Raw genomic sequence first — 14,522 nt, 5'->3', positions numbered from 1 at the left:
TTGCTCAGGCACAGGTGATTGCCAACATAGTCCTCAGAAACGTGGCGGTCGAGTCCCCGTTGCTGAGCGAACGTCCTTACGGCTATCGTTTGGTGGGCTGGCCTCGGTAGGCCACACAGCGCCCGCGGCCGGCACTTGGCGCGTCCAGCACGCTGAGCCTTCTGCCGTATCGCAGTAGCCGGCCTCCAGTGCTAGTCTTGCAGAGCTAAGAACAGGCTGGAGGAGAGCAAAGTGCTTGAAGCTGCAGAAACAGTAGGGGGAACGCCGGCTGCCGTCGACCACATCACGGAACACCTTTGTGCAAAGGTGAGGGTGTTCCTGAACGAGGTCGCCGAGGGAGTCTCGAATTATCGAAGCATGCACAACCTGACCGAGCAGGTTGAGCATCAGTACCACGGTCGCTTTCTCATCGAGCTCATTCAGAACGCCCACGATGCCCTCGGAGAAAGCGCAAGCGGCGGAAGAATTCATATCCGGTTCGAGAAGAACGACTCTGAGCATGGGAGCCTCCTCGTCGCCAACGATGGAGAGCCCTTCAGCCGGTCGAACTTCGAAAGAATTTCGGCACTCGGGCAAAGCGACAAGGACCCGGAAAAGAGCATCGGAAACAAGGGCATCGGTTTCCGAAGCGTTTTGGAGCTTACCGACTCCCCGGAAATCTACTCTCGCCGCAGTGCCAGCAGTCCGTGTTGGGACGGCTACTGCTTTGCGTTTAGGCCATCGACGGTTGCCTCCCTGGTCCCTCCGATGACGGAGCTGGCCTTTGGCCAGGAAATTCCCGTATGGGAAATGTCCGGGAGGCCGCTGGTGCAGCACTGGTCGCCCGAAATGCTCGCCCAGTACCGAACCCGCGTGGCGACGATGGGCCGCGAATGGCTCGCGCAGGAGGTCCGTTGCCTTTCCCCTTATCTGCTTCCCTTTGCTCTGAGCAACTGCGAAAGTGCGGCCCTTCAGGAGCTAGAGCAAGCCGGCTTTGCGACGGTGGTCCGTCTCCCGTTGAAGTCGGCAGGTGCGGCGAAAAAAGTACAGCAGCAGATGGCATCCCTTGAGCCGTCTACATGCCTGTTCCTGTGGAACCTGCGTGAACTTACGATTCACCAAGGCGCGGCGGGGTTGCGCTCATTCCACCGGACAGTTACGCAAGACACCTGCGGCGGCACGCATCTGGCACTGACCGAGCCGAACGGAGCGCGACGTGACTATCTTCTCTGGCGTACGAGTGTCCGGATTGCGGACGCGCCTGAGCCCGTCAGAGCGGCGGTTAAGGAACTCCCAGGTCAATGGCCAGAAATGCAGGAAGCGGAAGTCAGCATCGCGATACGTAGCGGGGGCGAACTTGAGCCCGGACGCTTCAGCATCTACCTGCCGACCCGCGAACCAACTGGCAGCGCAGTGCACGTGAATGCGCCGTTCTACGGCGACATGAGTCGCACGTCCATCGCCTTCGAGAATGCGTACAACCGTCACCTCGTAGATGTGGCCGTCGACCTTGCCTTGGCTGCCGCGATGGGCCAAACGGCAGAACTCACAACAGATGCGGGGCGCGCGGTCCTTGACCTTCTGTGCCCCCTTGGAAGGGATGAATCTGGCGACGCATGGGCAGAGCGCATGAAGCATGCCGTCTCGCGGGCAAGGGTCGACCTCAATTTGACCCCCCTCGTGCTCACCGAACAGGGTTGGGCAGCCCTGCGTGATACTTACCAGGTCCCAGAGCTCTCGACGTGCAGGTTCTTTACCGAGGACCTGGTAAGACAGCTTGCAGCGGTCGCGCTTCTGCATCCGGACTTGTCGCGCAGGCGCCTGAAGCAGTTCGAGCTTCTGAAAGAGCAGTTTTCTGGCCTGGGAACCGCTCGAATGTCTGTGAAGGTCCTCGCGGCGCTAATTGCTTCGGTCGCCGAAGCAACTCGTCGAGAGAGCGGGGATTGGAACGCGTTCTGGCGCGACGTGCTTACGCTGCTGCCGAATGGGCAGCGGGAACTCTCTCGCTTGAAGGTGCTGCTTGGCGCGGATGGCGAGCTCCACCAAGTGGAAGGAGGGACGAAAGTCTTCTTCCCGCCCCGTCAAGGAACGCCCGATGCGGGAGACGTAGACTCGGACGGCTCCACGAGCGAGGTCCCGGCTACGCTAAGAACGAGCGTTGCGTTCCTGAGTGACCAAATCGAGCTGTACGACGCCCGGAGAGGAAACGCTCAAAACCCCGTGCGGGAGTACTTGGGTGGTCAGGGTCTTGTCGCACCCTTCCGTGTCGAGACCATATTCACAGACATCCTGCGCCGACTGACTCCGCAGCTGCCCGCGGCGCATGAAAGCGACGAGGCGACGAGGTGTCGCGACATCTTTTCCTGGGGTATGCGTCTGATGCGCAATATCGTGGCGAGAGGCCGTGGCGCGCCAGAAACATTCAAGCTCCTGCGTGACTTGCCGGCGCCATGTCTTGGCGGCTGGTACAAGCTTAAAGACAGTATGTTCGGTGCGGGTTGGTCCGACCCGATGGGCGATGTGCTGGAGCGCTATTTGGGCGGGCTGTCTTCCCCTATCGGGCAGGCGGCTTACGGCCGACTCCTTCTCCCAGCGAGGGACTCTGCATTCGCGGAGCTGGGTGCCGCAGCGGACAAGGACCTGTTGCTCAGAGGCGGCGCATCGGACTTCCTTGGCTTGCATGAGGTCGCGTCTGCAGACTGGGCCAGCTCGTTCTACAGCTCCGGCGCTTTGAGCCTACCTTCGACGCCGCCTCCAGGCATCGGTTCTGCACTTTGGAGCGAGATTGTCACGGCGCACCGACAGGTGCAGCTGCCGTACAACGGCACTTTCCAATACCGGGTTGAAGCGATGTGGACCTTCGCCGGCCTCGAGGAGTTCGAATCGCTCTCCGAAAGCCAAAAGGAGCAACTTTCGAACTTGCTGCTGGAGGCGCTGCCGAGGTGGGCAGGGGTCAAGTGGAAGATTGGCATCGTCTCCAAGATAGGCGGCTGGACCGGCAAAGCCAAATTCGAAACTCCCTTGTCACTGTTCCTGCGGACCAGCCTTTGGCTGGCCATCCAGGACGACCGCCTTACCTGGAACCGCCCTCGAGAGCGCTGGCTCGTTCCGGCGGACACATTGGCGAGCCGAGCCAGGCATTACGCGCACCTGCGAGCGCTGCCGGCTGCGGCCGCTGCGCAGATTGCCGCCCGGGCTGGTCTCATTGACGAGTTGCGCTCACTTGGCATGAAGGTCTTCAACGGTCGGGATGAGACCCCCAGCGTGGCACTGTTGGAAGCGCTCACAAGCGCGATTGGTACGGAGGCAGTGGCCGACGCAAACGTGCTGCTTGGGCAACTGCGCGATGCCTGGGAACAGTTCCGACCGGACGCCACCACAGGACGCTTGGAATTCCTGCCTGTAAGGAGCCGAGAGCGCGGCCTCCAACGGGTTCAGCCCAGTGCCAAAGAACCGGTTGTTCTCCCTGACCAAGCAGCACTTTCGGGGATTCTCGAAGACTTGGGAATGCCGGTACTCGCCATGCTGCCCAGGCCCGCCCAGAGACTGCGCGATTGGTTCCGGGCCGGCTACCCGGGCACCGTGCAATTCGCCTCTGAAATGTCGATTCTTCCGACCATAGACGGCGCGCCGTGGAGTGGCGATGGGAGTGCACTGCTGTCGGACAGCGCGCTCTCTTGGCTCGCTACACCCCTGCTGGTGCTCGTCAGCCAGGGGCGCTCTGTGCACGCAACGGCATTCCGCGAGCGTCATGAAACGCTGGCGTCGGCCAGGGTCGCCTGGGTGGAGGGGCTTGAATTGTCGATTGTGCGACCGGATGGCCAAGCTCTGTCGAAACGAGTGCCGAGCCTATGGGACGCCACCTCGAGAACACTGCTCCTCGATAATTCGTGCAGGACACGATTGGCTGAACTGAGTCCTGCACTCGCTCACGCGCTTGAGCGCGAGGACTTGCAGCTTCCCATACGCTTCGTGCTCAGCGCCGTGGGTAAGCTTCCAGACGCTTCCCCGGACATCTTCGAGCTCCTCAAGCCGCTTGGCACGGTTGGCGAGGAAGAGATTCACCACGTCCTTGAGCATCTACGGGGTGACGTCGGATACGCAGTTCGGTACGCACGAGTGCTTGCCCGAGCTGTCGGTCCGCATCCGGATGTTACGGACATTGAGGCAGCAGCCTCCGAGGAGCAACTGCTGACCGCGTTGCAGCACCGAGGATTCGACGCATCAAAGTGCGCAGAGTTTCTCCAGCTGGCGCGCGAGACCAACGACATGTTTGAGTTCGGCGCCACTCTGGCGGAACGCTGGCCCTCATTCCCAACGCTTGCGCAATGGAACGAGGCTCTCCTCTCCTTTCAACTTAACGGTGTGGAAAACAAGGCGTGGCGCTCGCAGTTCGATGCCGTGCTCGAAGAACTTGCTTGGATTTCAAAGCGAGTTGCGCGTCATGCCATTGCTTGCGGCAAGAACGGGGATGCGGCGTACGCAACGCTCTCTTCTGCATACATGTCCCTTGGGCAAACCCAGGCACTCGCCGAAGCGGGCTGGCGAGTCGCATTCACCGATGTGGCTGCCGCCATGGGGCACCTCTTTGGCGGATGGCTCGCAGACGCCGAATTGCAGGGGTTGCTTGCCTTGGCGGAAAGCGCAGAAGAATTCACTTGGGGCCTCGAGCAAGCGGGTATTGACCTCAAGGTAGACCCTGATGAACTGGGGCGCTCGAACGCTGCTCTCGCGCAGGGCGCGGCGAAGCAGCTTGACCGAATCAGGCTCGCGTGGCTGCTGAAACGTACTTCACGCGCGCCCCAGTGGGAGAGCTGCGTGGACCGCCTGCTGCAGGGCTTTACCAAGGAACTCGGGAGCGGCGCTTTTGTTGCTGCTTGGAGCCCTGAGCAGGTCTTCATCATGCTGAAGAAATCGTTTTCGGCAGCGTTCCCCGGTGGTGGCGACTTCGCCCTTGCGGTGGACGGCGTGGGGTCCTTCGCGGACCTTCGCACGAGACTTGAGGTGTCGGAGCAAGAGCTGGAGGAGTCCGAAGCCAGGCTCCGCGCCGCGCGAGATGCGGCGGCTCGGCGACAGAGTGTCATTGAGGTCTGCGGGAAGGAGTTCGATGCGTCGGAAGGCAACCTGAAGAACCTCTGGGACCTTCTCACGACGGAGCTGCCGGACTCTGCACTGCAGTCGGCCTCGCCCCTCAATCTCGATGAAACAGCGCCACTGGAAAAGCCCCGAGCCAGGCCGCCGGGAGCCCGAGACAGGGCGCTAACTCCCGCCAAGCGTCCCCGTCGCCAGCCGAAGACCGTCGACGAGGCCGTCGGCTTGGCTGGGGAGATATTCGTGTTCCGCATGCTGCGTCAGCGCTACGGAGAGGAATCAGTGTCCGCATCGGCTTGGATTTCAGAGAACAGCCGGTACGTGTACGAGTCGAACTTGGCGGACGATGGCTTTGGCTGTGACTTCAGGTTTGTCGTCAAAGGCCGTCAATATCGGGTGGAGGTCAAGGCAACGCAGGGGGATGCTGACGTCTTCAGCATGGGGTCCTCGGAAATCGAATTGGCAATGCAAATTGCCGGCAAGACAAAGCGCCGAAAGGAGACGTTCCTGATTGTGCATGTCAAAGACGCCCTGAGCACGTCGCCCAAGGCTGTGGTCCTGCCGAACCCATATGACGCCGCGAGCGAGGGTCTATTCCGAATTGAGGAGGCGGAAGCTCGCGTTAGGTACCGTCCTCATGGGGCGTCTCCGTAGGGCGGCGACGGGTGCCGGCATCGTCCGACGTCACTTCATGAGGAGCATCGCGAGCACGGACGCAATGAAGCAGACGGTCACCACCGCCGCAAGGCCACCTATCACCACGGCCCCTGCACGCTCTTCGTCAGCCAGGAGCCGTCGGAGGGCAGGCGGCAGGTGGATACGCATAGGAGTCCCTTCTTCTTGTCTACAGCTGCGGCGGCTCTTTAGGTCTTGTACTCCAACCGCCACTGGGTAAGCACGCGGGCCTGGCTTACTGTGATGTCATCTTCGGAGATGTGCCCGCAGCCACGCAGGGCACCCAAGCTGTCCATAGGAACGCGCAATCGGCCGGAACAGACCTGTGACGCGTGGCCCAAAGGCCTGGCTATCCGCATCTCTGCGACTGCAGACATGGGGGGCTGGTTGCAAGTGGAAGCGCTCACCGCCAAGCCGTGATTGCCACCGGAGAACCTAAAAGGAAACTCTCTAAAGCGCATGTGCGCTCGCCTTAAGTTCGTCGCTGACTACACGCAGTACCACAAACCAAGGAACTGCAATGAGCAAGAGTCAACAGGTCGCCGCCGGCGCCACCGCTTCCACCCAGTCGGACGCCGCCCCGAAGTCCGTCACCCATCCCAAGAGCGTGTACCGTCCGATGGGCGTGCCTTACCAACTTGCCTCCGGGCTTTGGGCTATTCGCGCACGCCACCGCAATCAGACGTTTTGCCTCAGTGGGTTCGCCGACAAATCGCAAGCGCGGACAGCGCTGGTGCAACGGCTGCGAGGGCTCCAGGAGGGCCAGCGCCTGAAGCCCGCAACCGTGGCACTGGCCCTGCAGCACTACGGCCTTGCGCACCTGCCACGCCTTCGCGGTGCACTCCAGGAGGCGCGCATCATCAACACCTACCTGCGCGCCGCGGGCGAACGCACCATTGAGGTCCGCACGTCGCCGGCGGCTGTGGCGCCGTATCAGACGACATTGTTTGGCCGCGCGGTCGTTTCGCTTGTCGCCACCTACGTCGGTCGGGATGCCGCCCGTGAAGGCGGTGTGCCGGCCATCCAGGTGACCCGTTCGGCGCGTCTGCGCGCCGAACTGGCAGTGACCCGCATGGACCAGGTCACGAGCGGGCAAATCCACGCGCTGCTCCAGGCGCTTGAAGCCGAGGGCCGCGCGCGCGCCACGGTGCTCAAAGAGCGCAGCCTGCTTGCCAGGTTGTTCAAGGATGAACGCCGGTTCGGCGGGGAATCCTGGGGCGCAAGGAATCCGGTCGACGATGTCCGGCTTCATGGGCATGGACGCCGCCGCACCAGGGCGATGACCGCGTCCGAGCACGAGCGCCTGGAAACAGCGTTCAAGACGGCCGGAGACGCCAACACAGCGCGCATGTTCGTATTGCTCTCCGAAAGCGGCATGGACGCCAAGTACTGCGTCGACCATGCCTCATGGGACGAGATTCTCTGGGGCCACCGCCTTTTTTGTCGGCGCGGTCTGAACAACCCGTCATCGCTCACCCTTCTGTCAGACAAGGCCATGGGGATTCTTGAAGAGATGCGCCCGGCCGCGGGGCCTTCCCCGCGAATCTTCAGCACGCCCTATGCATCGTTCAAGCACGCCTGGCGCAGTGCCTGCCGGACTGCAGGAGTCGAGGACCTGCGCATCCAGGACCTGCGTCGCAGTGGGCGCTCGGGCTGGAACTTCGTGTCGCACGACACGCTCCAGGTGCTGCATGCGTATTCTGGACGCGTCAAGCGTCTTTGACCCGGGCATGTGAGGCCTTGACCCGCGCCGAGACTGCCCTGGAAATGCCGGACGACTTGGTCGAGCATTCACCGAAACTGAAGCATGGAGGTGAAGCATGTCGACCAAGCAAACCGTCCTTTCCAGGCGGTCGGCGTGGGCTGCCGGCGCCGGACTCGCGCTGGATGCCAATGGGTACCTGCCTTCCTGGCAGGAGAACTTCTTCCGCCCGCTGTCCCCGCATGCATTGGCGAGTTTTGAGGGCGGCAGCGGCAACGAACTGAAGGACACTGGGCGGCGCTCTGCAAAGATGCGGGCCACCCACTCTTCATCCGCCCTGGTCGCCAACGTCTTCGACTACTGGACGGGGCGTTCGGACCGCGTGCTGGCGTCCCTGGGGCTGCCCCTGGGGGCAGACTCGTTTTCTTTCGAGGTCTAGTTCCCACGTTGTGAAATAGCGTGCGTCCAGGTATGCGAGATAGCCTGCATCACTCTCGCCGGCCTGCTGCCGGATTCGCTGGTACACGTCCTGGTAAGTCCCCACATGAAATGGAAAATCACCGGTCACGGCCTGCGCAAACTCTCGAATCTCCGCGCGGTGAACGTCAGCCTCCCGGCCATCCGAAGGCCGGGCTTTCGCCTTAGGCTAGCGCAAACGCGACAGCGGCTCCTGGGCCAGGCCTACACCTGAAGCGTCCCCATTTGTCGGGACGCGCCCCTTTTACGGGGCGCTTTTCTCCGCTCCTATAGGTCCGAGCGAAGAGGTCGATACGAGGACCACCAAGCGCACTGCGACGATGCCGGCTGTGTGGAAAGGGTGAGACGGTGGGAGGGGCGGTTCATGACAGGTTCTTTCAGTTAGTGGAACTTTGTCTAGCGGCGTTGGCAATTTACGCAAGCGGTATCGGGGCGGTGTGCCCGCAACCGCGTTCTGCCGATACGGCGCAGTTGATACTTCGTCGTCTGTCCGTGCATGTCACTCCTGGCCCTTGCGTCCGTCGAACGGTTGGCAAGGTCAATTTAGGGTTGACATGAAACAAGGGGCGCGGAAAGACCGACGTTGGTTTCGATTCGAATCACTCAGAACGAAAGCGCTCCATTCAATGAATGGAGCGCTTGAACTTCTATCGAGGGCGCCTTACCTTCTTCAGGAGGGCACATGGTCGGCTTCTGGACTCTCAGTGCAAGGCTGAATGATTGTGCGGTGCTCCCGCAGATGCGGTCATCGCTTGACCCTCGGGTCTCCATGAAACTGGAAAAGTCCGGGGAACTCCCGGTCCATCACATTGAGCAGGTCGATATAGGTGCCCGCCCGCATGTCCGAAAGAATGTCTTTCGCAGCCTTCTCGCTCAGCCCGCACTGTCGCGCAACCCGGTAGGTGATGCCCCCCAGTTCGATGGCGTTGCCCTCAGGGGCGCCAAGGTCGATTTTCATTTTCGTTTCCGTTGAAGTGTGTTGGTAGCTCGCATAGGTCGCCGGGTTTAGACGGCAAGGGACGTCTTCTCTGGCCGCGGGTCACCCACGAACTCGAACGTCCCAGGAAACTCGTCATCCAGCACGTTCAACAGGTCGTCATACGTGCCTATCTGCATCGCGTGCATGATGTCCTGCGCCGCTTCTTCGCCAAGTCCAGCCTGGTGGCACAGACGCTGCACGAGTGCCATCAGGGCATAGGCGTTGCCTGCAAGGGTGTTCAGGTCGATGTGAATCTTCTTCATGTCAGTTTCCTTTGATGTGGGTGAAGGGTGTAGCGGCCGACTTTTAAATTTGTTGTTGGCCGGCGGGTGCTTCTCCTGCAAAGCTGGCCCGGGTCGGCAAATCCTGCTTGCGGCGTTGCAGGAGGCGAACGGGCACCAGACCTGCTTTGATGAACATGCGAGCCCACGCCTTGTCCACTTGCAGCTCGGCCGGGTCAAAAACCTTCTTGCCATATTGCGCAGGCAGGGAGTCCAGGTGCAATTCAAGTTCGGGCGACATGACTTGCCATCCGGTGCGAGCGCTTCTCAGTTGATGGGTCTCGAAATCCAGGTCATCCCATTCAAGCGCGGCCAGCCGGTAGCACGGCTGGCCCGTTTCCAGAGCCATCAGGGTCATCGCTTCGAACCAACCCGCCGACATGTGCCGGCGCACTTTCTCAAACTCGGGGTGCATACGGTGGACGCCCAGCCTGGCGGCGATGGCCATGTTTTTGCGCAGGACCTTGATGTCCTCTTTGACGGCGGCTGCAAGGAGTGCCGCACGTTGCCCGGCGTTGACCACGGGGATGGTCGTCTGCGCGTACGAACGCACGGCCCGCTGTTGTGAGGGGGTCAGGTTTGTCAGGCTGGGCTGACGGGACTGGGGTGGGGTGGCCCTGTGCATGGTTGCTCCGAAAAGCTGTTGATGAAGCTTTGTGTAGAGCGGGTACTTCTTTAGGGTGCATCGGCCTGTACGCTTTAGCATCCGGCGCGACGTCAGCCAGCGGCCAACCGGGGGCGTGCTTGGCGCTCGGGGAAGATGCCCGCTGCCGCGCGCATCAACGGCTACACAGGAAGGGGAATGAGGATGGACATCGCGCGCAAAAACCTGTTCGAGCGGGTGTGGAGCACCCCCTTGAGGAAGCTGGCCGCCGAATTCGGCGTCTCCGATGTGGCCCTCGCCAAGGCGTGTCGGCGCCATCAGATTCCGAAGCCGCCCATGGGGCACTGGACGCGCGTCGAGTACGGGAGGGGCAGTCCGAAGCCCGCGCTCCCGCCAGCGCCGCATGGTGAGGTGGTGAGCTTCTCCGAGGAACAAAGTCGCGTGCAGAAGGCGGCCAAGCTGCCGCCGCCCAAGCTTGGAGTGGCGGTGACGGTGTCAGCGGCGCCCCGGCAAACCGCTCCTTTCGCCTTGGCCACCGTGGCCTTTTTGCGTAAAGCGCGGCCGACCCCCATTGGCCTGGTCTTTTGCGGCGGTTCGGCGCACTACGACTGCAAGCTGGGCCCGGCAAGCATCGAGCGCGCGCAAGGTCTTCTATCGGCATTAGAAGATGCGTTGCCTAAGGTGGGGGGACAGGTCAAACGCGGGGCCGAGGGCGAGCCCCTGGCCTTGGACTTCGATGGTCAACGCGTGCGATTTGCCATCGCTGAACGCTATACACGTACGGAGCTGCCGCCCAATCCGAAACGGGAAGGGATGTATGCGCTCAAGGAGTACAGCTACCAGCTCACCGGCGAACTCAAGATTGCCATCGACGGGTACTTCGACGGGCGCAAGAGCTGGGCAGACGGGGTGCATGCCAAGCTGGAAGCCAAGCTGGAGGAAGTCCTCGCGGGCTTGGTGGCTGCCGCGACGGCACTGCGCAACCGAGCGCGGGAGCATGAGGAGCAGCGCAAGCTGTGGGCGCAGCAGGCCCGGGAGCGTGAAGAGAGGGAGGCGCAATTGCGCCGCCGTGCTCAATTCAGGGAGTCCTTTGCGTCGGAGGCGGCCGGCTGGCGCCGACACCAGGAGGCGGCAGCCTACCTGGCTCATCTCAAAGCACAGGTGCCTGGAGAGCCACTGCCGCAAGTCAGCCAGGAGTGGCTACAACTCGCCGAGCAGGCCGTCAGCGATTTGGACCCCAGCGGCAAGCGCCTGGACCTCCTGGTGCAGGGTGTGGAGCCCGGCTACCAAGGTCCATTCGGCAAGAAGTTGGTCACCGAAATGCGCTCCGACCAACATCCATATCTATAAGGTTGCGCGGATACCGAGGCCAGCTTGAGACATCAGTGATGACAAGCGAAGGCCGTGAGAAGATGTTCTTGAGAACGGAGAGGCTATAGTGGTTGACACAGCGCTGGGTTGGTGCATCCCCGCTGGCGTCAGCTCGCAGGATGGAGGTTATGACTCATACAGCGCGACAGCTCGGGCACCGCTCCCTCTACCACTGGCAGCGCTTCAACCCCGACGCTCCGGCGTTGAAACACGTCGAACGCCTCGAAGCATTTCTTCGCTCCGGGAAACTGTTCTGCTCGAGCCCAAGTGCGTTCAACGACCCTTGGGACTGCAAGCCGCACTTCAACACGGAGCTCCTGAACGATGCACGCGAGCTTCAGCGTCACGCTGACTGGGCCGTCGAAATAACCAATCGACGTGCACCGATGTCCGTGTGCGATACCGAGGCCATGCGACGCCGGTTGCTCGCCGATATACCGTTCGCGGTGGGGCTGTTGGAGGAGATGTCCGTCGCCCTTGGCGTGGCCATCGCGGAGAAGTACCGCGTCTACTGCTTAGGTCCAACTCCTTCCAACACCTTGATGTGGTCTCACTATGCAGATGACCACAAGGGAATATGCCTTGAGTACAGCGTCGACAACGACGTGTTCTGCTGCGCGCTTGAATGCGAGTACCTCGAAGAGTTTCCCATGCTGCGGCCATATGACGTCACCGAGGAAGAGGACCTAAGAGTCCTGCTGGCTAAGAGCGACGTGTGGCGTTACGAGAACGAGTTCCGGCTAATTGTCGAGGAGCGCGCCCATGCGCCGGCAACGAGCTCCGCACTACTCGCGGACGACTGCATGCTGCAACTGCCCCAAGGAGCGCTGACCGGCATCATCGTCGGTTGCCAGGGCCCACTTGATACGGTTCGTGGCATCGTCGAATCGGTGGCGCCGCATGTAAGAGTACGCCGAGCCACGCGAGTACCCAACCGCTATGAATTGCACATCGAGACATGACATCGTGCGTCGACCGTGACCCGCCACCCCGACAGCCGATGAATTGGCATGACAGGTTCTTCGGTTGTTGGAACCTTGTCTAGCGTCGTAGTCAATGTAGGCGCGCGGCCGGGTACGGCTTGTTTAGGACCCTCGCGCAGTGCCAATGCCCGCCGAAATCTTTTCCCAAAATGCGCACAGGTTGGCGACCCCAGGGCGGAACACTTGTGGTGTGCGCTGCGTGTTGCGGCGCATCTTCAAAGGAGTATTCGATGAAACCAGCCAAGCCCACGCCGACCACTCTTGACGCCGTCCGTCGCGTTGCGAAGGTCATCGCCGGACAGAACAACGGGCGCATTCCTTCCGACAGCCCTGCGAGCCGTCTGGACGCTGCCTACCAAAGGCGCGTTGCCGGGCAGGGCGGCCCAAGGGGTAAGAAGCCCTGAGGTAGCGGTCTCGGACCTCTATTCCGACGAGTGCAACACCTGGAGCCGGTACGCCTGCGCGTACCGGCTTCTCACCTGGGCCTGAACCTCCTCCCACGATGGGCGTGGTTCTCCCACGGTTGCGGCGCGCAGCAAGTCGCATAGGAACGTGAAGAAACGCGCCACGTCGTAGCGGCTCTCGAGTCGGCGGACCTGCGTTTGCAGGTCGACACCCGCCAGGACGGGCAACACCGCAACTCGCGGCATGACCCCGCTCTTCGGACTCGACCATCTGCGCAACAGCCCGTGCGAGATAGGCCGCTTCAGATGCCGGCTCCCCCGGCGCAAAAGCTCTTGGCTCAACCGACCCAGGTCGCGGCAGCCCGATGCCTCGCAGACCTCAAACAGCCAGTTGCCCATTGGTCTGCCGTCGGGCGCCAGCAGGCCGTCGACTCCTGAGCGCTGCCGGTCACGTCCTGCCGGACCAGGCTCCAGTCGACACTCCAGCCAGGCGAGTGTCTTCAGCGCGACCTCCACCAACACGATGACGTGCGTCAGGAGCCGGGGGTTCAGGGCTTGCCAGGCGCTGCGTTCCTCACCAAAGAGTGCATCGAGATGGGCGCCAGCCGCCTCACGACCGCTCTGTAGCGCCAAGGGCGCGACGAACTCCAGAACATGGGCATCGCAGGCGGCCAGACAGGACGCAATCTGCGCCAGAACGCCACCATCCCCCTGCAATCCCTTCAGAAGCGTCAACCAGTCTGACGCCGCAGCAGCCGGCACGCTTTCACCGGCCAGGGCGCGCTCCAGGTCCTGCCTGTCCAGAATGCCTTCGAACTGCAGGGCGAGTAGCTTCTTGGTCGTTGACGTTGGTGTGTGCTCGCCCCGGGCGATGTACAAGAGCTTCCTGAGGCTCTGGTAATGAAGAGGCAGACCATCCCGAATGGCCGCAGCAAGCCCCTTGTCCAGAACGGCCCTCGCCAATGTGTCAGGGCTGAAGGTGACCCCCGTGGACAGATGAACCTTGAATCCGTCCCCAAAGAGCTCCATGGGGTGCGGCAGCGCCAGGGCAGGGCGACTGCTCACGGGAATTGCGGCGCCGGCGCGCGGTCGCCGGAACTTGCGGGCCTGTCCCGCCTGCTGGGCCGGTTCGGCAGTATCTATATGAGCAGACTTGGTGTTCGCCTCGGACTTCATTGGGACCCACTGTAGCGGGCGAGCGCAGTCGTCGCGGCGAGCGTGCTGGCGCGGAAAACCGGTCGTCGCTACAATGAATCTCGCTCGGTTTTTCTGGCGCAGTTTCTGGCAAGACCGAGTGATAGTGGGTGCGAATCAGTGCGTTTGACTGCGTTTTGATGCGGGCGACTGCGCTGTAAGTGCTTGATTTTGTTAGATTTGCGTGTGGAACGCGGGTCACTGCGCAGCGGATTTTGGATTGAAAATCCGCGTGTCGGTGGTTCGATTCCGCCCCAGGCCACCAGTCTTGTAGCGCCCCAGCGCCCGTTTCGGGTCCTGGGGCGTTTCTACAAAGCGCAGGCTTTTTCTACAAACCAGGGTGCTCGAACATGGTGACCGGGGCCGAACTCGCAGGAATCGCAAAAGCAGCAGAGCCGTTGCTTAAGAGAGTCACGCAGTTCCTAGACAGTCGGAAGGCGAAGGACGAGCAAGCCCGTAGAACTGAATTGGCCGTTGAAGTGGGGCTGGTCATCGTTCGGTGCATCCTCGCCGGTGGCTCCGTCGAAGATTTGTTCCTTGCGGATCTGGTCGACCAGTATGAAAGGCTCGTGAACAAAGGCGCCGAGCCCGCCGACCTCAGGCACGTGAGGACTCTCGTTGTTCGCGCAACACGCCCGAAGGCTTCTTTCCCTAGCATGGCATGGGCAGATGACCCATCTAGCGAGCCTGTCTGGCCGCAAGGGTGGGTGCGTCCACCCGCTGCCAAGACGTCACCAAGTTCGAAAGCACGCGGCAGCGCCACAAAGCGAGCCGCCGCAAAG

General features: G+C 61.8%; 9 protein-coding genes. 5 read left to right on the top strand and 4 right to left on the bottom strand.

Annotated elements, in window-relative coordinates; genetic code table 11:
* The first annotated feature begins 231 nt into the window (after positions 1-231).
* The 3 genes from ACFPOE_RS01965 (at position 232) to ACFPOE_RS01955 (ending at position 7,886) form a co-directional block, all read left to right on the top strand.
* The gene (locus ACFPOE_RS01965) at positions 232-5,724 is read left to right on the top strand and encodes a sacsin N-terminal ATP-binding-like domain-containing protein (RefSeq protein ID WP_376848315.1); all 5,493 of its coding nucleotides are present in this window, start codon (positions 232-234) and stop codon (positions 5,722-5,724) included.
* A gap of 541 nt (positions 5,725-6,265) precedes the next feature.
* Complete coding sequence (locus ACFPOE_RS01960; RefSeq protein ID WP_376848314.1) at positions 6,266-7,468, top strand: hypothetical protein; 1,203 nt, start codon at positions 6,266-6,268, stop codon at positions 7,466-7,468.
* A gap of 97 nt (positions 7,469-7,565) precedes the next feature.
* The gene (locus ACFPOE_RS01955) at positions 7,566-7,886 is read left to right on the top strand and encodes a hypothetical protein (RefSeq protein ID WP_376848313.1); all 321 of its coding nucleotides are present in this window, start codon (positions 7,566-7,568) and stop codon (positions 7,884-7,886) included.
* Positions 7,887-8,669: 783 nt separating this feature from the next.
* Here ACFPOE_RS01955 and ACFPOE_RS01950 read toward each other — a convergent pair.
* Genes ACFPOE_RS01950 through ACFPOE_RS01940 form a run of 3 tightly spaced genes read right to left on the bottom strand, consistent with a single transcriptional unit; the run spans position 8,670 to position 9,809 of the window.
* Complete coding sequence (locus tag ACFPOE_RS01950) at positions 8,670-8,882, bottom strand: hypothetical protein (RefSeq protein WP_376848312.1); 213 nt, start codon at positions 8,880-8,882, stop codon at positions 8,670-8,672.
* Positions 8,883-8,929: 47 nt separating this feature from the next.
* The gene (locus ACFPOE_RS01945) at positions 8,930-9,166 is read right to left on the bottom strand and encodes a hypothetical protein (protein WP_376848311.1); all 237 of its coding nucleotides are present in this window, start codon (positions 9,164-9,166) and stop codon (positions 8,930-8,932) included.
* Between the two features lie 43 nt (positions 9,167-9,209).
* Positions 9,210-9,809 (bottom strand): hypothetical protein, encoded by a 600-nt coding sequence (locus ACFPOE_RS01940; protein WP_376848310.1) that lies wholly within the window; start codon positions 9,807-9,809, stop codon positions 9,210-9,212.
* A gap of 177 nt (positions 9,810-9,986) precedes the next feature.
* Here ACFPOE_RS01940 and ACFPOE_RS01935 point away from each other — a divergent pair, with 177 nt between their 5' ends.
* Both ACFPOE_RS01935 and ACFPOE_RS01930 read left to right on the top strand, forming a co-directional pair.
* A complete protein-coding gene (locus ACFPOE_RS01935) occupies positions 9,987-11,138 on the top strand; it encodes a hypothetical protein (RefSeq protein WP_376848309.1) in 1,152 nt (383 codons plus the stop codon).
* 149 nt (positions 11,139-11,287) lie between these two features.
* Positions 11,288-12,121: a DUF2971 domain-containing protein gene (locus ACFPOE_RS01930; RefSeq protein WP_376848308.1), complete on the top strand. Its 834-nt coding sequence runs from the start codon at positions 11,288-11,290 to the stop codon at positions 12,119-12,121.
* A 443-nt stretch (positions 12,122-12,564) separates the two neighbouring features.
* Here ACFPOE_RS01930 and ACFPOE_RS01925 read toward each other — a convergent pair whose 3' ends face one another.
* Complete coding sequence (locus tag ACFPOE_RS01925) at positions 12,565-13,722, bottom strand: hypothetical protein (protein WP_376848307.1); 1,158 nt, start codon at positions 13,720-13,722, stop codon at positions 12,565-12,567.
* Positions 13,723-14,522 lie beyond the last annotated feature (800 nt).

Source organism: Caenimonas terrae, assembly GCF_042655405.1.
GTDB lineage: Bacteria > Pseudomonadota > Gammaproteobacteria > Burkholderiales > Burkholderiaceae_C > Ramlibacter > Ramlibacter terrae_A.
The sequence above is the reverse complement of the archived record's forward strand: the minus strand, read 5'-3'. Positions and strand labels throughout refer to the sequence as shown.